The sequence below is a fragment of the Streptomyces coerulescens genome (assembly GCF_042657965.1).
GTDB classification, from domain to species: domain Bacteria; phylum Actinomycetota; class Actinomycetes; order Streptomycetales; family Streptomycetaceae; genus Streptomyces; species Streptomyces coerulescens.
This window is the reverse complement of the sequence record NZ_JBHSKM010000024.1, coordinates 357538-376866: the sequence shown is the minus strand read 5'-3', so window position 1 is coordinate 376866 and position 19329 is coordinate 357538. Positions and strand designations below refer to the sequence as shown.

The window sequence follows — 19329 nt, the reverse complement described above, 5'->3', positions numbered from 1 at the left end:
GTTCCCCCGTTCCTAACGCTTCGGTTCCACGGTCAGCTGGCCCTCGTTGACGATGACCCGGCCGTCCTGGAGGGTGATGCGGGCGTTGCCGCTGGCGATGACGATCGCCGCCTCGGTGATGCGGATGTACGCCCCGTTCTTGGCCTGGAGCAGGATTCCCTCGTCGGCGCCGGTCACGTCGTTCATCACGATCTTGTGCGCCAGCTGGGTCTGCACGACGACGGGCTTGAGCGCGGAGGGCCGCGCCAGTTCCCGTCGTGCGTCGGGCGGCAGCTCGTCCCGGTCCCCGTACCAGCAGCCCGTCCAGACCGGGAAGCTGGGATCACCCTGTTCGAACTCCACCCACACCCCGGCGTCCTTCGGCGGCACCACGACCTGCCCCGCCTCCTGGCCGGTGAAGGGCAGACAGGGCAGCGCCCAGGTCGAGGGCTCGTCGCCGAGCACGTCGGGGACCTGGACCGTGATCCGCCCGATGCCCAGCGGGTCGTTGTTGTCGATCACCCGGCCCCGGAACTTGCCCAGGTACCGGTTGTTGGGTGCCGCCATGCGTCAACTGCTCCTGTTTTTCGCTGCTGTTCTGGTGGTTGGGGGGCTGTCACGGCCGTACGGAGTCGCCGCGCGCGACCAGTCCCTCCCGGGAGAGGGTGAAGTTCTGGGTGAACGAGCCCGGCCGCAGGCTGTGGGTGACCGACTTGACGTAGTAGTCGCCGTCGTACATCGGCCCGGAGCCGCGCACTCCGACGAGGCTGCGCGGGTGCAGCAGGTAGCCGTGCCGGGTGACGTCGAGCGACCCGGACCCGGTGATGACGTCGGCGGATGTCGCGGCCCGGGCGAGGAGTTCGGCCTGGGCCTGCTGGATCTGCTGCTTGGCGGTGCCGGCCAGCGTCCTGCGCTTCAGCGCGGGCGTGGGGCGGCGGCCCAGCGGTGGGCGCAGCGGACTGATCGACGGCTGGCCGAGCAGCGTGGCCTGCCGGTTCTCCGGGTTCTGCCACCGCGCCTGGGGTTCCTCGCGGGCGGTGCCGTCGTAGGCGAACGTCAGCTGGTCGACTGTCGAGTTGGCGTCCATGTTCACGTTGAGGGCGTGCTGCCGTATGCCGAGGCGTACCTCGGGTCCCCAGTAGGCGGACGACAGCCCGGGGGCGGGACCGGGCTCGAGGTAGAAGACATACCCGTTGGCCTTGGCGAGCTCGGTCACGTACTGCAGATCGGTACTGCTCTGATAGGGGATGCGGAGCTGCTCCTGCGGAGGCTGCAGGATCTGCTCGTCCTTGACGTCGGGCCGGATGCCGTAGTCCCGGTAACGGCCGAGGATGGACAGCACGCGCCTGGAGGGCGCCAGGTTGGGATACCCGGCGGTGCGCTCCTCCAGATCCATGAGCAGGGTCAGGTCCTCGCCGGTCACGGTGAGGGTGGTCTGCCCCGGCTGATTGCTGGCACCGACTTCCTGCCGCACGATCAGCCCGTCGAAGAGCACCTGGGAGGTCCCGCGCACGCTGACGCTGACAATGACCCGGGTCTTGGGGTCGAAGAATCCTTCGGGCAGCAGATTGCGCTGGATGAGCCCGCGTTTGGTGAGGTCGAACGCGAGCTGGAACCCGCTGCGCTCCCCCGCCGTCGCGGTGATCTGCGCGGACAGCAGCGCTTCCATGACCTCGGCGGGCACGGGCCGGGTGAGCCTGGGCCCCATCTGCAGGGACATATGAACCGGCCCCGGCCCGACGGGCAGTTCGTCAGGCACGGCGGCCCCCCTGCGGGAACCCTCCGGGCAGCGGTACGTCGATCACACGCCCGGGTTCGGCGGTCAGTTCCTCCGGATCGAGTACGGGATTGGCGTCGGCGATCTGCCACCACTGCCCCGGGTCGCCGAACAGCCGCTGCGCGAGCAGGTCGGGACGCTCACCGCCGCCGACGACGTATGCGTCGGTCTCCTGCGCGTCGAGGGGAGGGAGCAGCCTGCGCTTGGTGTACCGGACTTCGGTGCCATCGGCTGCGACATGGACTCCGATCTCGGCGTCGTGGTACCGGCTGTCCCGGGGGTAGGGGTGAGCCCCCGGGATCGAATCCAAGGCACTCCCGTACGGCTGTACGCCCTCGGCCATACCCAGCTCAGCCCCTTCCCAAGGTCATGGTGTCGCGCCCGCTGAGCCCGAGCGCCCCGAGGCTGCCGCCACGGGCGGCCGCGGCGAGCCGTTCCTTCTGCGCGAGGTGCGCCATGTACAGATCGGCACCTCGGTGCCCGGCCGGCAGGTCGCTCACGCTGAGCACCTTCAGCCCGATGCTCAGGCTCGCCCGGATCGGGTTGAGGTTGACGTCGAACGCGGACTCGTTGATGGACAGTTCGGTGAGCCGCACGGGCATCACGCGCTTGCTCCCCCATGTGAACAACGTCAGCGGCATCTCGATCGGAGTGATCTCGATGGTCCCCTTCTGCGTCTGCCGCGCCGCTTCCCGCAGCTGCGCGGTCGTCGGCTGCACCAGCATTTCCAGCACGGCGAGTTGGGGATGGATGCCGTCGGGGGCGGCGATCTCCAACTGATCGGTGGCATCGATCTCGGCAGTGAACTTCCAGGTCTCCTCGGCGGGGCCCTTGAGACGGAGCGCCTCATTGCGATCCCCTCCACCGGTTCCACCGCCTTCAGCGCTCTGGCCGCCGGCGGATTGGGGGGCGAGGGAGCGTTCGAGGGTGTCGGGGTTGAACTGGAGGATGATGATGCGTTGGGGGGTGCCGGTGTCGGGGTTGACTACGACTATGCCGGAGCGGATGGGTTTGGGGATGTCTGCGTAGCGGGTCATTCGTTACCGCTCCATCGCGTGTGATCAGGACGGTCTGCATGCAGTGCGTCGAGGACGGCGGCGGCTGGGTACGGAACGTTTTCCGGCCAGGACTCGACCACTTGCTCGACCACCGTGCGGTGCGTGGACAGGTGGTGGGTGGCGAGGATGATCGCCGCATGCACCTGGAGGTCATGGTCATCCGACTCCAGGGCCTGGGCGGCAATGTCGGCTGCCCGGGGAGACTTGACGTTGTTGAAGGCCTTCAGCGCCTCTACACGTTCCCAAATAGCAACAGACTCGCCGAAAATGATGTCACGCAGAGCCGAAATCAGCTCCTCGTCGAGGACGGTGGAGCGTTCCAGAGCCGTGGCGGCGGCCATGGTCGCGGCTTCCAGAGTGTCCGCGGTGGTCGCCTGGCGGAGAGCCGAGGCGATGAGGCCCGAGTCCTCGGGTCGGGCGTGGTTGAGCATGGCAAGAAGAGCACTGGCGTGATCCGCTCCGTCCTTCTCCGCCCCTGTTTCGCTGCTCGGAGCCGGAGGGGCCGAAAGGATCTCCCTCGCTCGCTCGAGGACTTCGGCCAGGTGGTGCGCAAACGGGTTGCCGCCGCCGTGTCGGCTTACGGCATCAGCGTGATGGAAGTGATCGAGGGCCGTACCGACAGCCGCCGTGCGACCGCTACGAAGGAGGGCAAGGAAGGCATCCTCGTCCGGGGTCTCCGAAGCAAGCACGGCGCAAGCCCTTTCGAGCTCCGGATCATCCAGTGGACAATCGCGCCAATGGTACGTATTGAAGACCATCCCACACTTCCCTCTACTGAGCCTTGATGAATTCAACGATAGCGGCGCCCGGAATCTCCCCCTTGACGAGCACTTCCTGAGTGCGCACCACGTCCTGCAGAGCCTGCTCCATCTTCGACGTCTTGGGGTTGCTCAACTTCCAGAGGCTCTGGTTCTCCCTTTTCGTCAGGTCGAAGATGTTCTTCGGTGCGACTTGGAGGAGGTCGATGCGCACACGCCCGTACTGTCCGCCAAGCTGTTCCGACCTGTTCGAGTTGGTAATCTTCGCACCCTTCTTCTTGGTTGTGGAAATGAATGGCGTCTTTTCCTTGCCGCCCACGTGCCCAGGGATGTCGAACGCCGCGTCCGGGTTGCGCGCCGCGAGTCCCCTCTTGCCAGGCTCTGGCCTGCCTTGTAGGTCCCTCGCCGAAATGTTCCTGTCCACGTAGCGGGGGACAAGAGTGTTGTTGGCGTCCAGCACGTACTCACCGCCGCGACTGTCCATGAAGAGTGTCTGTTCGCCCTGCTTCGATATCTCCCGGTAGCGCTTTTCCTTGCGGAATTCCGCGATGGCCCAGCGGGGGTTCTTCTCCCTGTCGCGCTCCAGGGACAGCACGACGTGATCCGGCTGAGACTCGACCTTGTCCGACACATCCTTGGGGTCCCACACCAATTTGGCCTGGGTGCTGTCGGCAGCAGCCTTGTCGTCCTTCTTTCCCTTTCCTGCCTTTACCCCCCTCGACCCCTTCTTCGCCTTGGCCCGCTTCCCATGCTGCTCGGCATTCAGAACTTCCTTGGCGACTTCGTCACAGATGGCCTTGGCGTCAGTGAGCCTCCGGATCTGCCTGTTCCCGATCCTCGCTTCAATGCCTCGGCGAACCGCGTTTGCCACCTCGTCCTCCGGCCCGATGTCGAACAGGTCGAAGTGTGCGTCGGTGACCCGTTCCTGCGGGTTGAGAGCGGCGACGAGGCTGAAGTCGTCGTCTCCTACGGGTGCCAGACCTGTCAGGCGGTTCCAGACCCGCATGCTGCGGAGGACCGCGTTGAACACCGGCTCGTAGAGGCCTCGCTGAAGAAGACTGACGATCTTCGGGCGAATGCGAGCGACGATCTTGCGCAGCCGCGCCGCCTTCGACTCCTTCGACTTCTCGTCCTTGCGCCGCTGGTCCTGCTGCTGCTTCTTCTGCTCCTGCTGTCGCTTCTTGTCGTCGCGCAGGCGGTCCTTCTTCTTCCTGAAGAGGTCGCGGAGTTTCTTCGCTCCGTTCTTCAACGACTTACCGAGTTTGGACTTCTTCAGCTTGTTGCCGAGTGTCTTCGCCGCGTTGCCGACCTTCTTCAGGGCGGACTTGACCGCGCCCTTGGCCTTCGAGAGGGCCTTTCCGGCTGGGGACTTGGGCTTCTTCGGCTTGGTCGGCTTGGGGCCCTCGATCTCCTTTTTCTTCTTGGGGGTCGGGGCATCGGGGGTCTTGCCCCCGGCCGGCGTCTGATCCTTGTCGGGGGTGCGGTCCTTGGCCGGCTCCTGCGTGCGGTCCTTGTCCGGAGTGCGGTCCGCGTCAGGCTTACGGTTCTTCCCGGGCCCCTCCTGCTTGGCCGGTGCCGCGTCCTTCGGCTTCGTAGTCGCCGGATCCGGCTTCGCCGGGGACTTCGGAGTCGCGTGGTCCTTCGGCTTCACCGGTGCCTTCGGCCCAGGTGAAGGCGCCGACTTCGGCCTCGCCGGCGCAGCCCCCGGTGCCGCCACCTTCTGGTTCGCGTTCCGCAGCGCGCCTCGCGCGTTGTTGACCGCGTCGCCCGCCGCCTGCTTCGCGCCCTTCCCGGTGCGCTTCAGACCATCCGTGATCTTCTGCGCCATCCCCTGAAGCCGCTTGCCGACACCCTTCGTCGCCGACGACAGGCGGATCATCAGGAAGTTGGCGATGAAGTCGAGGAGGGCCACCACACCCGCCGCCACCGCCTCCGCGAACAGGCACGCCGCCGGTCCCGCCTTGACCGCCTTCAGGTACGCCCAGAACTTCGAGAACGCCGCCAGGATCGAGCTGATGCTCTGCCAGGCCGCCATCAGGCCCTGGACGATCGTCAGGATCGCGCCGGCCGCGGGCACGATCATCGAGACGACCTTTTCGATGACCAGGGAAGCGATCATCATCGGCAGGGAGGCGATGATCGCGTCCCAGGCCATCTTGCCGATCTGCTTCAGCGAGACGCAGCCCTTGACCAGGACGTTGATGACCGCCTTGCCGAGGCCGAGGATGCCCTCGACCTTGGTGTCGAACCACCGCTTGACCGCCACCTTGATGGCGCCCCACAGGTGGTCCGAGATGCCCGTCTTCGCCGCGGAGCCCGCCTTGGAGATCCAGCCGCCCGGGTCCGGGGCGATGTCCGCGATGAGCGCCGCGAACTTGCCCAGCGCCTCGATCGCGGCCTGGGCGAACTTGATCGCGCCCTCGATGACTGCCTGGAAGGCCTTGATGACGCCCTTGAGGCCCGCCTCCAGGACGTCCAGCAACTTGTTCAGCCCCGCCGCCAGTGCGTCCAGCAGCGCGTTGACCGCCTTCTTCAGGCCGTCCGCCAGCTCATTGACCTTGGCGATCGCCGCGTCCCGCATGCCCTCGATGGCGTTGCGGAACTTGTCGCGCAGTTCCGGGAAGGCCGCCAGCAACACATCACCGATCGCGATCAAGGCGTCGGCGAGCGCGTTGATCGCCGAGATCGCCAAGTCGCGTACGAAGTCGATCGCCGCGTTGGCGAACTCCTTGAACTTGTCGATGATCCCGTTGACGGCGGCCCGCGCCGCCTCGAAGACCTTGGTGACCGCTTCGAGCAGGCCCTTGAAGAAGTCGCCCACCGCGTCGGCGAGCATGCCGAAGAATCCGCCGGAGGGTTTTTCCTCCTCCTTTTTCTTCTCGGCCTCCTTCTCGGCGTTCTCCCGCTCCTTGTCGATCGACTCGTTGTCCTTGCCCTTGCGGTCGTCGACCTCCTTGTCCTTGTCGTCGCGGGCCTTGACGATCTCCTTGTTCTTGGCGGTGTGCTCTTCGTCGGACTTCTTGTCCGCGTCCTCTACGTGCTTGTCCTGCTCCGCCCGCCACTGCTCGCGCTGCGTCTGGGTCTCGCGCGCGACTCTGCCGCGCTCGGCGGTCTGTTTGTCGGCGTTCTGGGCGACCTCGCGGTCGATCTCGGCCTGCTTGTCCTGCTTGGCCTGCTGTTCGCCCTGCCGCTGCTCCTGCTCCTTGGCGGCCAGGTCGCCCTGAGCCTGCCCGGCGGCACCGCGGATCTCGCCGCCCTTCTCCTCCTGGGCGACCTTCCCGACGCCGGCCTTCGGCGGCGACATGGCCCGCAGCGCACCGCCCTTGCCGCCCCCGCCTCCTGACGCCTTGCCGGTGAGCTGTTCCTGGGGCGCGTCGGGGAAGATCTGGTCCTCGCCCATCGGCTTGGCCGCGTCCTCACGGCCGGTCGACTGGATGTCGGACTGCTTCTCCTTCAGGGCCTTCTGCTGGTCGTCCGTACGACTCGGGTCACTGGCGCCCTCGAGACGGATCTTCGGCGCGGGCCCGACGGTCTTGTTCTCCAGGGCCGGATCGCGCGTGGGCACGGCATCGGCCGCCGCCTGAACGTTCTGTGCCTCGGCCTCGCTGAGTCCTTCGGTCGGCACGGCCGGGGGCGGCGGCGGAGGGGCGCTCGGCTTCTCCCCCTGGGCCTTCTCGCTGCCCTTGGCCTGCTGTTTGTCGCCCTGGTTCTCCGGGCCGACCTTCTCGACCTTGCCGGTGACCTTCGCGGCCACCGGTGCCGCCTCGGGCGGTGCCGAACGCGTCTGCGGCGCGCCCGAAGGCCGTTCCCGCGTGGGCGGGGCGGCATCAAGGCGCTGCTGCTCCTCGCCGACCTTCTTGTCCGCGGCCCGGTCCACGCCGGGCATGGCGGCGGCGGCCTGGTCCGGGGCGAGCTTGCCGACGGTCTGGACGGCGGCCTTCGGGTCCTGCCCGGAGACGTCCGGCGGCTCCTGCTCCTTCTTCTCCTCGGGCGCGGCTGCGCCACCGCCCCCGCAACTGCCCCCGCCACCGTCGTCCTTCTCCGCGGCGGGCTCGGGCGGTGCGCAGCCACCGCCGTCCTTCTCCAGTGACGCCTCGGGCCGGGGCGCCGCGGCACCCGCCGGCTGGCCGGGGCCGTCGGCGCGCTGTCCGTCCGCCGGACCGACCGTGGCCTGGGCGGCGGACGGCGCGGCACCGGGCCCGGCGGCCGTCGTCGGTCCGGGCCCCTTCTCCGCGCCGCCGACCGGTCCGCGCGGCGCCGCCATCGGCCCGGATTCCTTCGGCACCTGCGACTTCGCCTTGGGCGCCTCGCGCTCCGGCTTGGGCGGTGCGGCGCCGCGCCGCGCGGCGGGCGAGGGGTTGCGGTCCTCGACCGCTGTCTTCGGGGTCTGCGCACCGGCGGGCTTGCGCACGGGAGCCGGAGCGGAAGCAGCGGTCACCGCGGGCGCGGCCGCGGCGGCCGCAGCCGTACCGGGCCCCGGCTCCGCACCGGCCTGCGCCACCCGGGGTTCGTCCGATACGTCAGGCCGCTCGTCCTGGTCGCGTCCCTCCTCGGCCGCGTCCGGTTCCTTGGCCTGCTCCTGCTCCTGTTCCTGCGCGGGATCGGGCTTCTCGGCCTCGGGCTCGGGCCGTTCCTTGTCCTCGGTCGCCGGGTCGGGACCGACCTCCTGGTCGAGCGGTTTCTCGGTCTCCTGAAGGTCCTTGGCGCTGCGGTCCTCCGCCTGGGCGACGGGCCCGCCCTCGGGCGGCGGCGCCTCACCCTCGACGGGACCCTCGTCCTGCCCGGGTGCCTTGGCCTCGGGACCGGCCGCGTGCTCGTCCTGCTCCTGCTCGTTCTGCTCGCGCTCCCGCTCGATCTTCTCGGCCTTGGTGGGCGGGGGCGTCGGGAAGGACGGCACGGATGGTTCGGGGTCACCGGGCTTGAGCTGCTCGGCGGTCGGTACGGCGCTGAGGTCGAGGTCGGTGTCCGGGAGATGGTCCTCGGGCTTGATCGAGAGTTCCGCCTTGGCCTCTGCGGCCTTGTCGCCCTTCTCCTCCCTGCCCTCGATCTCCCCGTCCGCGCCGGCTTCAAGGCCGAGCGGCTTCTCCTCCTCGCGGACGTCGTCCTCGTGCTCGTCCTTCTCGTGCAGCCCGTGCTCGGACAGCGCCGAGTCGCGCTGCTCGGCCCGCTCGTCCACCTTCTCAGGTCGTACGGGGCCGGGCTGGCCCTTCTGCTTCGGGTCCAGTTCCTCGCGCTTGGCCCCGGCGGCGGGCTGGGTCTGCTGGTCGCGCCGTCTGCGTTTGTCGGCGCCCGGCGCGCTCGCCTGCTGCGGGTCGGCCTCCTCGCGTTCGCGCTGTTCCTTGCGTTCCTCCTTGGCCTGCTCGGCGCCCTCCTGCCGGCCTTCGGTGCGCCGGTCGGCTGCCTCGTCGACGCGTTCGCGGTCAGCCCCGGCCTGCTCGTCCTCCTGCCGCTGCTCCTCCTTGGCGCGCTGCCGGGAGGCGTTGCGCTCGTCCTCCTGCTCCTTGCGCTGCGCCGCCTCCTGGTCCTCGGTGGCGGCGTCGGACTGCGCCCGGCCGCGTTTCGAACCGGCCTTCTCGTCGCGGTCCTTGGCGTCCTTGTGCTCCTCGCGGGCGTCGGCGGCACGCTTCTCCTTCGTGCCGCCGGCCGTCTCCTGCTTCCGCTTCCACTGGACGCGTTCGACGCCGAGCTCCGCGAAGAGGTCCACCTCGGGCAGCGGGACCTCGGCGGGCCGGAGTTCGAGCGGGCCGGTGGTCCCCGACTCCTCGAAGAGGTCGAGCAGGCGCTCGTACTCGGACGTGAGCAGTCGCCGTTCCAGACGGTCGACCACGTCGTCCGCCAACTGATCGGACATTCGGCCCAGTTGGAGCCGTACCCGGCCGGACGCGTCGCTGGGGTCGCCGCGCAGTGAGCGCAGCACATTGTTCGCGAGACGGTCCACGAGCGTGGCCGGGTCGACGGCTTCGGCTCGCATCCGGTCGGCGTCGAGCGTGGCGTAGCGCAGCCAGCCCGGTGTGGACTGGTCCTGCTCCACGTCCGCCGTCTGCGGCCGGGACTCCGGTTCCCGCACCAGGTCCTGTGCCGCCGACTCCGCCTCCCGCTCGATCGCCTGCTGCGGCAGACTGACCGCGCCGAGGTCCCGTCCGGCGCGCAGGGTGCCCAGGCCGTGCGGGTTCTGCACCGTGTGCAGGAGTTCGTGGGCGAGCAGCCGGCGGCCCTCGTCCGTGCCGGGTTTGAAGGCGCCGTCGCGGAAGAAGACGTCCTGGCCGACGGCGACCGCGTCCGCGCCGAGCAGGTCCGTGAGGTGTCCGGCGTCGCGGCCCGTGTGGAGGCGTACGCGGCTCAGGTCGTGGCCGAGCTGCTCCTCCAACTCCCGTCGAACGCCGGGGTCCAGCGGCTGGCCGGCACCGCTGACGATGTCCTTCGGCTCCGGCGTACGGGACTTGGCGGCCCGCTCCTTGCGTTTGCGCCGGCGCTGTTCGGCGGACTGCTCGGCACGGCCGTCCTGGGTCTGGGAGCTCATCGCGTCACCTCCCCGTGGCCGCTGAGCCCTTCGTGCACGACGCGGGCCAGCTCCTGGCCGAGCCGGCGGGCGGACAGTCCGGCGGGCAGGGGCGGCAGGCCCGTGAGCGCGTCGACGGCGAGGGAGCCGTCGGCGGCCAGGGGGACGCCGTGGGTGCGGACCAGACGGGTCAGCTCCTGCTCGAAGGCGGCCGAGACCCGCTCGGGGTCGGCCCGGAAGCCGTGCAGGGCGAGTTCGCCGATCTCCACCCGAACCGCGCTCGGTTCCCTGTTCACACCCATCCGCGGACCTCCGTCGGCGTCAAGGAGCGCTCGAGCTTCAGATACTCGGTACGAGCGGCGGCCAGCATGTGCCGCATCTGCAGCCGGTCGCCCTCCTCGGCGGCGAGGAAGGCCCCGGACAGGGCGATGTTGCGGATCGAGCCGCCCGCGACGGTGAGCTGTGCGAGCAGTCCGGGGTCGATGCCCTTCAGCGGTGCCTGCGACGGCAGCACCCGGCGCCAGATCTCGGCGCGCTCGTGCTCGCCCGGGAAGGGGAAGTCGACCACGAAGCGGATACGGCGCATGAAGGCGGTGTCGAGGGCCTTCTTCATGTTGGTGGTGAGGATGGCGAGGCCGCGGTAGGCCTCCATCCGCATCAGCAGGTAGCTGACTTCGAGGTTGGCGTAGCGGTCGTGGCTGTTCTTGACCTCGCTGCGCTTGCCGAACAGGGCGTCGGCCTCGTCGAACAGCAGCAGCGCGCCACCGCGTTCGGCGGCGTCGAAGACCCGGCGGAGGTTCTTCTCGGTCTCACCGATGTACTTGCTGACGACCTGGGAGAGATCGACGATGAACAGGTCGAGGCCCAGCTCCTTCGCCATGACCTCGGCCGCCAGCGTCTTGCCGGTACCGGAGCCGCCCGCGAACATCGCGGTGACGCCGAGGCCGCGGCGCAGGGTGCCCGCGAAGCCCCACTCCTGGTGGACGGTGCCCCGCTGGCGCACATGCGCGACGATCTCGCGCAGCACGTTCACCTGCCGCTCGTGCAGTACCAGGTCGTCCCAGCCGGCCTCGGGCTCGATCCGGCGGCCCAGCTGGTCCATGCCGACGCGGGCCTCCTCGAGGCCTGCGCGCCAGGCGAGTTGGGCGGCGTCCAGGTCGTCCTCGTACGGCAGGCGCCGACGTACGGTGGCGGCGGCGGCACGGACGACGTGCGGGGGCAGCTGGAACTGGGCGACCAGGGAGCGCAGTTCACCGTCGTCCAGGTCGGCGACGGGGTGGAAGGCCTGGGCCCACAGCTCGACCTGCTCCTCGTCGTCCATCCGCGGTACCGCCACCCGGGCGCCGTGCGACCGGTCCGTGCGCAGCGGGTCCTCGCTGGACACGACGACCGGTACGGCGGCCCCGGCCAGGAACGCCTCCGTCGCCGCCCGCTGGTCCCGGTCCAGGTCGCCGACCTCCAGGAGCAGCGCCGCGGGCAGCAGGATCGCCTCGCGCTGCCAGAGCCGGGCGAGCCGGTCGCGTTCGGCGGGGTCGGTCGGCACGTCCTCCGCGCCCATGGCGTACAGGCCGAGCCCGGACCGCGCGGCCGCCGCGGCGGCGATGTCGGCCCGGCTGCGCAGGTCACCGCCGGTCACCTCGACGAGCAGGGGCGCGTCCGGACTCGCCCCCGTGGTCCAGCCCTCGGCGGCACGGCTCGCGGCCAGGTCGTACGACGGCGGCAGCTGTGCCGGTACCGGCGTGCGGCGCAGGCGGCCGTGCAGCCGGGCGTCCAGGTAGGGGGAGCCCAGCAGGAAGTGCAGGATCCGCTCGTCGAGCCGGAGCCGGGAGGTCGTCAGCCTCGACTCGTCGTCCAGTTCGACGATCCGCCAGCGGCGCAGCGGTGCGACGGGCGTGAGTGCGCTCCAGTGTGGTTCGGCGAGGGCGGCCAGGGCGAGGGAGAAGGTCGGGTACGCGCGCTGTGGGTCGCCGCTCGCCGCGGCGCAGCGGGCCGCCGTGGTGGGGTCCAGTTCGTCGGCGGCGGTGAGGAGGACGAGGTCGCGTTCGAAGGGGGTGAGGCCGAAGCAGCTGACGAGGGCGTCGAGGGGTGCCGTGCCCGGGGCGGCCAGGGGAGCCGGACTCGTGGAGCTCGCCTCGGTGGTGTCCGACGCGCCGGGCTCGGTGTCCGTCCGCCCGGCTCCGGACGCGTGGGCGTCGACGCGGGACAGGACACGCCGGATCTCCTCGGTCAGCGTCACACCCGCGTCGGGTCCGCCCGCGATCCCCGAAGTACCCGCCGTACCCGGCTCGTTCGTCCCCATGGCCTCACCTGCCCCCGTCGTTCCCATCCCGTCTCAGCTCTCGGCGCCTTCGGCCCCGCCGTCCGGCCGCGCGCCGTGCTCGGGACTGCCCGGCTTCGCCGGCCGGTTCGTCTGCCCCTGCTTGCGGGTGCGTGCCGAGGACTTGGCAGGTGCTTTGGCGGGTGCCTTGGCCGCGGACTTGGCGGGTGTCGCCGCCGCTGTCCTGGCGGGCGCCTTGGCCGGGGCCTTCGCCTGCGTCCTGGCGACGGCCTTGGTGGCCGCCCGGTCCTGTCCGGCCCCTGGTGCGTCGGCGTCATCCGCCCTGCCGGAACCATTGACTGACACTCCGTCAGCCGAGCCCGGTTCTTCGCCCGCACCCGGCGGCACGGGCGCACCCGGCGCTCCGAACGGCAGAACGCGTACCTCCGGCCGCTCCACCGGCTTGCCCGGCACCGGTGTCTCGCGCCCGTCGATGAAGATCAGGGACGCCTGGTAGACCACCGACAGCGAGTACGGCGTCTGGTAGAGCATCCCCCACAGCTTCGACGTCTCGTCGACGTCCATCACCGTGGGCGTGAACCGCACCCGCTGTGCCGCCTCCGCGAGATCACTACCTGTCAGATAGGGGCGCTCACCGGCCTGTTCGATGACGTCCTTCGGCAGGATCGGGATCTCGTGCAGGGTGCGCACGAGGGCTCCGATCAGCCGCTGCCCGACCAGTTCCGTCTCGTCGCCGTAGGCGCTGATCAGGTAGTGCAGGTCCAGCGCGGCGGCCGGCCGCTTGACCAGCGTGCCGTCCGACGCCCGGGTGGGCAGGTCGTTGTTGCGCATCGCCGTGTTGGGTGTGACCTGGTACAGGAAGACGTTGATGGTGGGGTGGTCCGGCGCCTCCGCCGGAGGCTTGCGCGGTTCGACCTTGACGGCCTCACCGAACTCCGGGCCCACGTTGTTCTCCAGCAGCAGGGCGAGGGCCTGGGTGACATGGGCGATGGCGAGTGCGTTGCTCATGAAGTCGGTTCCTCGCTCATGAAGTCAGTTCCTCGGTCTGTCATGTCACTCCCGCCCGCGCGCCAGATAGTCGGCCAGGCTCAAGGTCGCTCCCGTACGTCCCGTCGCGGGCGTCCGCTGCCGTCCGCCGCCGGACGGTGCCGGTCCGGCCGTCACCTCGAGGCGTCCGATCTGCACCTGGACCACTTGCTCGGGCGCCTTGCCGGGGCGCCGGGCGGCGGCCTGTCGTACGGCGTCCCGGGCCGCCGCCGTGTCAGCGGCGCTGGGCCGCAGGGGGGTCGACACGGCGGCGGGGGTGGCGGCGTCCGCGCCCGGGGGGATGGGCACGAACGCCGCGCTCTGGGTGGCGCCCCGCTCGGAGCGCCCTCGGCCCGCCACCCGCGGCACGGCCTCCGGTGCCGGCCGGGGGCCGGGCTCGACCGGTGCCACGGGGTGCAGCAACGGCACCTCGGGCAGGGCCGCGGGCCGGGGTGCCGGGTCGGCCGGGATGTGTTCGGTGCGTACGACCGTCCGCTCGCGGTCCGTGTGCAGCCGGGTGGCGGGAGGTGTCGGACGCGGCGCCGGGATCTGGCGTACGTCCGCCGGTGGGGTGGCGGGCCACAAAAGGTCGGAGCCCTCGTCGGGGTCGGGCGCGGTGCCCCGTACCGCCTCCACCCGTTCGAACGGGCCGGGCAGCCGGGGACGTACCCGCACCACGTCCCGACGCGGACCGGTGGCACCGGCCGGGGCGTGCCGGGCGATCAGCCGGTCGAGGAAGTCGGGCACCGGCGCCCCTTCGGTGTCAGACATCCGCACACAGCTCCAGGTAGTAGCGGCGCCGCAGCGGGCTGAGCGCCAGGATCTCCGGCTCGCTCCAGCCGTACGACGTGGCGAGCAGATGGACGTCGAGCAGCAAGTCCCTTGCCCAGGCGTCCAGTTCGGTCCACAGGTAGGAGGCGATGTCCAGCTCGGCCCGGGTGGCCGCGCCGCACTCGGGGCAGGCGATGTTGAGCGTCACGTCGGCCCCGGGGTCGGCGGCCTCGACGGCCTCGGCGATCCGGCGCTGGACCGGGACGGGCAGGTCACCTGCGGCCACGGCGGACCCGTCGCGCGCCGCCGAGACGAGGCAGCGCGCGAGCAGGGCGGCCCGTGGGTCCGCCGTACGGGCCGCGGCGGTCAGGTCGGCGACACCGGGCAGCCGGAACTCCACGTCCCAGCCGTCCTGTTCGACCCGCACGAGCGAGTCGCCCGGTCCGCCCAGAGACCGGGCGAACTCCCCGGCGTCCAGGTCGAACTCCATGTCCTCGCCGCACGCCGCGCAGCCCAGCCGCACCTGCATCCGCTCCCCGAACAGGGCGCGGCGCAGCGCGAACAGGTCGGCCTCGCGCTCCCCCACCGGCAGCACCGGCAGGGTCGTCGCGTCGACGTCCGGGCGTGCCGTGCGGTGCAGCAGCAGGGCGCGCCCCGTCGTCGCCTCGGCGAGGCCCGCCTCCCAGGTGGCCAGCAGCTCGGCCGCCCCGGTGATCGCCATCTCGTCCCCCCTCTAACTACCCGTTGTTCAAGCGGGGTTGAGGAAGGAGGGCTCCTCCGGCTCGGGCACCTCGTAGTCCCGCTCCCAGCCCTCGCACTCGAGCTTCAGCGACTGGATGGCCACCGCGTTGGCGTTGGCGTCCATCTCGCCGAGGACCTGGTACTCGCTCGGCCAGGTCCGGTACAGCTTGTGCGAGACGGCGACCTGGCCGGCCTCGTTGAGGACCTGGATGACGATGTCCTTGCGGAAGTCCGCCAGGGACACCTCGGAGCCGAGGCCCGCGCCGACCTGCCAGACCTTGTTGGCCCAGCGGTCGAACTCGGGGTCGTGGGTGACGCCGCGCTCCAGGGTGATGCCCTCGAACTCGGAGCGGCCCGGCGACTTGCGGGGCGAGGAGGGGTCGCCGCCGTGGCGGTGCTTGACGACCTCCGTCGTCCGCTTCAGGGGACTGATCTTGCTGATGCCCGCGACCGTGCGACCGTCCCACAGGACCAGGAACTTGAAGTTCTTGTAGGGGTCGAAGCGATGCGCGTTGACCGTGAACTCAGCCATCGGATTCCTTCAGTTCTCCACGATTCCCCGCGCCTAGAGCGCGAACTGCCCGGACGTCTGCTGGATTTTGACGATCACGAACTCCGCCGGGCGGACCGGTGCGATGCCGACGAGGACGTTGACGATGCCGTTCTCGATGTCCTCGGTGGTCGTCGTGTCGCTGTCGCACTTGACGAAGTACGCCTCGCGCGGGGTGCCGCCCTTGAAGGCGCCCTGGCGGAAGAGGGTGTGCAGGTACGAGGAGGCGGCGAGCCGGATCTGCTGCCACAGGTTCTCGTCGTTGGGCTCGAACACGACCCACTGCAGGCCGCGCTGGAGGCTCTCCTCCACATGCAGCGCGAGGCGGCGCACCGGCACGTACTTCCACTCGCTGTCGAGCGCGTCGGAGCCCTCCAGCGTGCGTGCGCCCCAGACGACCGGTCCGGTGACCGGGAAGGTGCGCAGGCAGTTGACGCCCAGCGGGTTGAGCAGCCCGGTCTCGCGGTCGGTCAGGTTGACGGTGAGCGAGTGCACGCCCGCGAGCCGTGCCTCGGTGCCGGCCGGGGCCTTCCACACGCCGCGCTCGGAGTCGGTGCGCGCGATGACGCCGGCGACCGCGCCGGACGGCGGGAAGGAGCGCAGCCGGCCCGTGAGCGGGTCGGTGAGCTGGAGGTGCGGGAAGTACAGGCCCGCGTGGTTGCCACGTACGGCGTCGAAGGCGGCGAGCCCTGCGCGTGCCGTGTCGACGCTGACCCAGGTGCTCGGCGCGTCGACCAGCAGGAAGATCCGGCGCTCGGCGCACAGCCGCTGGGCGGCCGAGATGACCGTGAGGGCGTCCTCGACCTTCTCGTACGCCGCCAGCTCGGGCAGCGCCAGCAGGTTGACGTCGGCGATGCCGCGCAGCGCCTGGATGCCGGACTTGTCGCCCTCGGAGCCGATGAGGTCGCGCGGTCCCGGCGCCTCGCCGTCCTCGCCGCCCTCCAGCGGGAAGACCGGCGGGTTGACGGACGCCTCCAGGCCGAGGTCGTTGGCGCACTCGCCGAGGAAGCGGACGACGTCCTCGGGGTCGGTGGAGCCGGCGACGACCTGGACACGGCGGCCGAAGGCGGTGACCTCGGCGCCGGCGAAGGCGTGCTTACCGGGCGCGTCGGGCAGGGCGCGCAGCTTGCGCTCCAGGAGCAGCGCCAACTCGGCGACGCTGCACGGGGCTTCTCCGTCGCAGTCGGGGTCGTAGAGCTTGAACTCGCGCTCGACCTCGCCGATCTTGACGGTCAGGTCGACTTCCAGGTTCGGCAGTTCGTCGCCGAACGGCTTGGAGACGGTTCCGGACGGGTCGGGACGGCCCTCGCCGACGGCCTCGACGCGGATCAGCTTCGAGCCGGCGTTGATGACGGTCTGCGCGTAACGCCCGTTCGCCGGGTCCATGGAGAGGCCGGTGAAGCTCTCGCGGGCGTCGCCCTTGGCGTCGTAGACGCGCAGGTTGAAGGTTTCGTCGGGGCACGGGGTGTCGTGGTCGACGGCGACGCGCAGGCCGTTGCCCCAGACGCCGGGCTCCTTGGCGTGCACCTCGAGGACCGGGCCCTCGCTGTGGCCCTCGGTGGACTTGAGGGTGACGCAGGCGGCCTTGCCGCTGCCTGCCTTGGCGACTCGGACGATCACCGCCACGGTGCCGCCGTTGCCGAAGAACTGGTGGACCGCGTAGCCGACGGCGCTCTGTGCGCTCAGGCCGCCGAAGCGGCGCTCGAACTCCGCGAAGCTGGTGACGCGTACCGGCTCGTTGAGCGGACCACGCCGGGTGTGGCCCACGAAGGCCGTCACGGACGTGGTCAGGGTCGAGATCGTACGGGTGCTGCTGGGAAGCTCTTCGACGTAGACGCCGGGATACGTCGGCTTGGCGGCGCTCACCGCGCTCATCGGCATTCCCCCTCCTACTCCCTGTCTTGGGCACCGGACAAATGCACCAAGAGATGGCGGAGGGAGACATTCCCATTCCGGAGCGCGCGGACGCCCCCCACACGGGCGACGCCAAGACGCGCACCGCATCAGTTCCCCCGTCTGTACCCCGGGCTTGTCGGTCGCCCGGGCCAAGCAGAACGCGCTTGTGACTCCTGATGCTCAAGTGCTCAATCCACCTTGCTGCGTGCGAAGTTGACGGAGCAAGGCGCCTTCCGGCCACCCAGGGAGGGGGTTTGGTGAAGGCGCCCTCGCGGCATCCGCACACCATGCCTGCGCGCCCCGGCCAGGTGGTTCACAGATCCTGCACAGCGGATCGTGCGGCAGGGTGCCGATCAAGCCCTGGAGCACGGTGAAGGCCCCTTCTCGCGGCGTTCGACTGGTCGCACGCACGTGCGACCTCCCCCAGTCGCACACAACCCTCCTTGGCCGGTTTTCCCGGGGTGACGTGAATCCACCCGTCAACCTCGCCCCCTGGAGCCGACCCTTACGTCGAACAGGTCCCGTCGATGCAACGGCGATCCGGCCCAGCTCGTCTGCCGTGCTGGTGACGCCGCGCCATAAGGTGACCCCGACCGCACGAAGTGAGGGGTGAGGGCGTGGGCTCGGACGGTTCGGCAGCCGTGCTGGTGACCGGTGGCAGTGGGTTCGTCGGCAGCCATCTGGTGCATCGGCTTCTGGAGCGCGGCGATCGCGTTCACGCCACCGTGCGCAGCACGGCCGCCACGTCCAAGGTGCGGCCGCTGCGGGAGATGCAGGACGCGCACCCCGGTCGGCTGTCCCTGTTCGAGGCGGACCTGCTGACCGAGGGCGCCTTCGACGAGGCGATGACCGGCTGCCGGACGGTGTTCCACGTGGCGTCGCCGTTCCGTATGCCGGAGAAGATCAAGGACGGCCGCCGGGACATGGTGGACCCGGCCCTGCTCGGCACCCGCAATGTGCTGGCAGCCGTCGAGCGGACACCCACGGTGGAACGGGTCGTGCTCACCTCCACCGTGGGCACGATCTTCGGCGACTACGCGGACGTCCTGAGGATGGACGACGAGGTGCTCTCCGAGCGGTACTTCAACACCACCAGCACCGTGGAGAACAACCCGTACCACTACGCCAAGACGGTCGCCGAACGCGCCGCCCGGGACGCGGAGGCCGCCCAGGGCCGCTGGCGCCTGGTGTCGGTCAACCCCGGCCTGATCCTGGGCCCGTCCCTGACGCCCGCCTCCGAGTCCGGCAGCCTGTTCCTGCTCCAGGAGCTCTTCAAGGGCTACTTCTTCTACGGCGCCCCGGACTTCAGCTTCACCACGGCGGACGTACGCGAGGTGGCCGACGCACACATCGCCGCCGCCGAGAACCCGGACGCGAAGGGACGCTACATCGTCGCCGCCGAGACCATGACGTCGTTCCACGAGATGTCCCGCATCGTGCGGACCCGGTACCCCCGCGACCTGCGGCTCCCGCGCACCGCGCTCCCGCACTGGCCGGTGCGGATCCTCGGCCCCGCCTTCGGCCTGACGCAGGATTACATCCGTAAACACCTCGGCATCCGGTTCCGGGTGGACAACAGCCGCAGCGTGAGCGAACTGGGCATCACCTACCGCCCGATCGAGCAGACGGTCCTCGATCATTACGAAGCGTGGCGGCGCCGGCGCACCGTGAAGTGAACGGGCCACCGCACCGCCGCGAGCGTCGAAGGTCACAAAAACGTATCGGACATTTGGCGCCTCAACCTTCACGGGAGACGCACAAGTTGGCTAGGTTACGGATCAGGCCGCACGACGACCTCCGGCGAACCCCGCCGGGACGCGCGGCCTCCGCCGAGTCCGGTGCGCTCAAAGTGGTTCACCGGAGCCGGGGACCCAACCGAACTTGGGGTGAATCGGCCGACCGCCCTTCGGGGCGCGGCCGTAGGGCACACCTTCCGGAACCGACCGCCCGAACCCGTCAGCTAACTCGGTAGGCGGAGTACGGAAGGAGTACGTCG

14 protein-coding genes and 1 riboswitch are annotated in these 19329 nt (G+C 70.2%); of the genes, 1 reads left to right on the top strand and 13 read right to left on the bottom strand.

From position 1 onward, the window contains the following. Positions 1–12: 12 nt before the first annotated feature. From ACFPQ9_RS31185 to ACFPQ9_RS31125, 13 genes are read right to left on the bottom strand one after another with little or no spacing between them, the layout of a single operon-like run. The gene (locus ACFPQ9_RS31185; protein ID WP_380860838.1) at positions 13–546 is read right to left on the bottom strand and encodes a phage baseplate assembly protein V; all 534 of its coding nucleotides are present in this window, start codon (positions 544–546) and stop codon (positions 13–15) included. A 49-nt stretch (positions 547–595) separates the two neighbouring features. Continuing rightward, positions 596–1687, bottom strand: coding sequence for a hypothetical protein (locus ACFPQ9_RS31180; protein ID WP_380861322.1), 1092 nt, complete (start codon positions 1685–1687; stop codon positions 596–598). A gap of 43 nt (positions 1688–1730) precedes the next feature. Continuing rightward, the gene (locus tag ACFPQ9_RS31175) at positions 1731–2099 is read right to left on the bottom strand and encodes a LysM peptidoglycan-binding domain-containing protein (protein ID WP_380860835.1); all 369 of its coding nucleotides are present in this window, start codon (positions 2097–2099) and stop codon (positions 1731–1733) included. Between the two features lie 7 nt (positions 2100–2106). Beyond that, a complete protein-coding gene (locus ACFPQ9_RS31170; protein ID WP_380860832.1) occupies positions 2107–2793 on the bottom strand; it encodes a hypothetical protein in 687 nt (228 codons plus the stop codon). Continuing rightward, positions 2790–3572 (bottom strand): hypothetical protein, encoded by a 783-nt coding sequence (locus tag ACFPQ9_RS31165; RefSeq protein WP_380860829.1) that lies wholly within the window; start codon positions 3570–3572, stop codon positions 2790–2792. The genes ACFPQ9_RS31170 and ACFPQ9_RS31165 overlap by 4 nt, the downstream gene beginning before the upstream one ends. Before the next feature lie 13 nt (positions 3573–3585). Continuing rightward, positions 3586–10092 (bottom strand): eCIS core domain-containing protein, encoded by a 6507-nt coding sequence (locus tag ACFPQ9_RS31160; RefSeq protein WP_380860826.1) that lies wholly within the window; start codon positions 10090–10092, stop codon positions 3586–3588. After that, the gene (locus ACFPQ9_RS31155; RefSeq protein ID WP_380860823.1) at positions 10089–10373 is read right to left on the bottom strand and encodes a hypothetical protein; all 285 of its coding nucleotides are present in this window, start codon (positions 10371–10373) and stop codon (positions 10089–10091) included. The genes ACFPQ9_RS31160 and ACFPQ9_RS31155 overlap by 4 nt, the downstream gene beginning before the upstream one ends. Then, positions 10364–12370, bottom strand: a complete 2007-nt coding sequence (locus tag ACFPQ9_RS31150) for an ATP-binding protein (RefSeq protein ID WP_380860820.1) — start codon at positions 12368–12370, stop codon at positions 10364–10366. Before ACFPQ9_RS31150 ends, ACFPQ9_RS31155 begins: the two co-directional genes overlap by 10 nt. A 33-nt stretch (positions 12371–12403) precedes the next feature. Next, positions 12404–13357 carry a Pvc16 family protein gene (locus ACFPQ9_RS31145; protein ID WP_380860817.1) on the bottom strand — a complete coding sequence of 318 codons (954 nt, stop codon included), beginning with the start codon at positions 13355–13357 and terminating at the stop codon, positions 12404–12406. A gap of 45 nt (positions 13358–13402) precedes the next feature. Then, positions 13403–14146 (bottom strand): hypothetical protein, encoded by a 744-nt coding sequence (locus ACFPQ9_RS31140; protein ID WP_380860814.1) that lies wholly within the window; start codon positions 14144–14146, stop codon positions 13403–13405. Then, positions 14139–14867, bottom strand: coding sequence for a T4 family baseplate hub assembly chaperone (locus ACFPQ9_RS31135; protein WP_380860811.1), 729 nt, complete (start codon positions 14865–14867; stop codon positions 14139–14141). Before ACFPQ9_RS31135 ends, ACFPQ9_RS31140 begins: the two co-directional genes overlap by 8 nt. Positions 14868–14894: 27 nt before the next feature. Then, positions 14895–15419 carry a phage tail protein gene (locus ACFPQ9_RS31130; protein ID WP_016434446.1) on the bottom strand — a complete coding sequence of 175 codons (525 nt, stop codon included), beginning with the start codon at positions 15417–15419 and terminating at the stop codon, positions 14895–14897. A gap of 33 nt (positions 15420–15452) precedes the next feature. Beyond that, complete coding sequence (locus ACFPQ9_RS31125; protein ID WP_380860808.1) at positions 15453–17318, bottom strand: phage tail sheath family protein; 1866 nt, start codon at positions 17316–17318, stop codon at positions 15453–15455. Positions 17319–17950: 632 nt separating this feature from the next. Between ACFPQ9_RS31125 and ACFPQ9_RS31120 the strand changes: the two genes are divergently transcribed. Beyond that, entirely contained in the window at positions 17951–19009 is a 1059-nt protein-coding gene (locus tag ACFPQ9_RS31120; protein WP_380860805.1) for an NAD-dependent epimerase/dehydratase family protein, read from the top strand. A 141-nt stretch (positions 19010–19150) separates the two neighbouring features. Beyond that, positions 19151–19324, top strand: a riboswitch (cyclic di-AMP (ydaO/yuaA leader). The last annotated feature ends 5 nt before the right edge of the window (positions 19325–19329 follow it).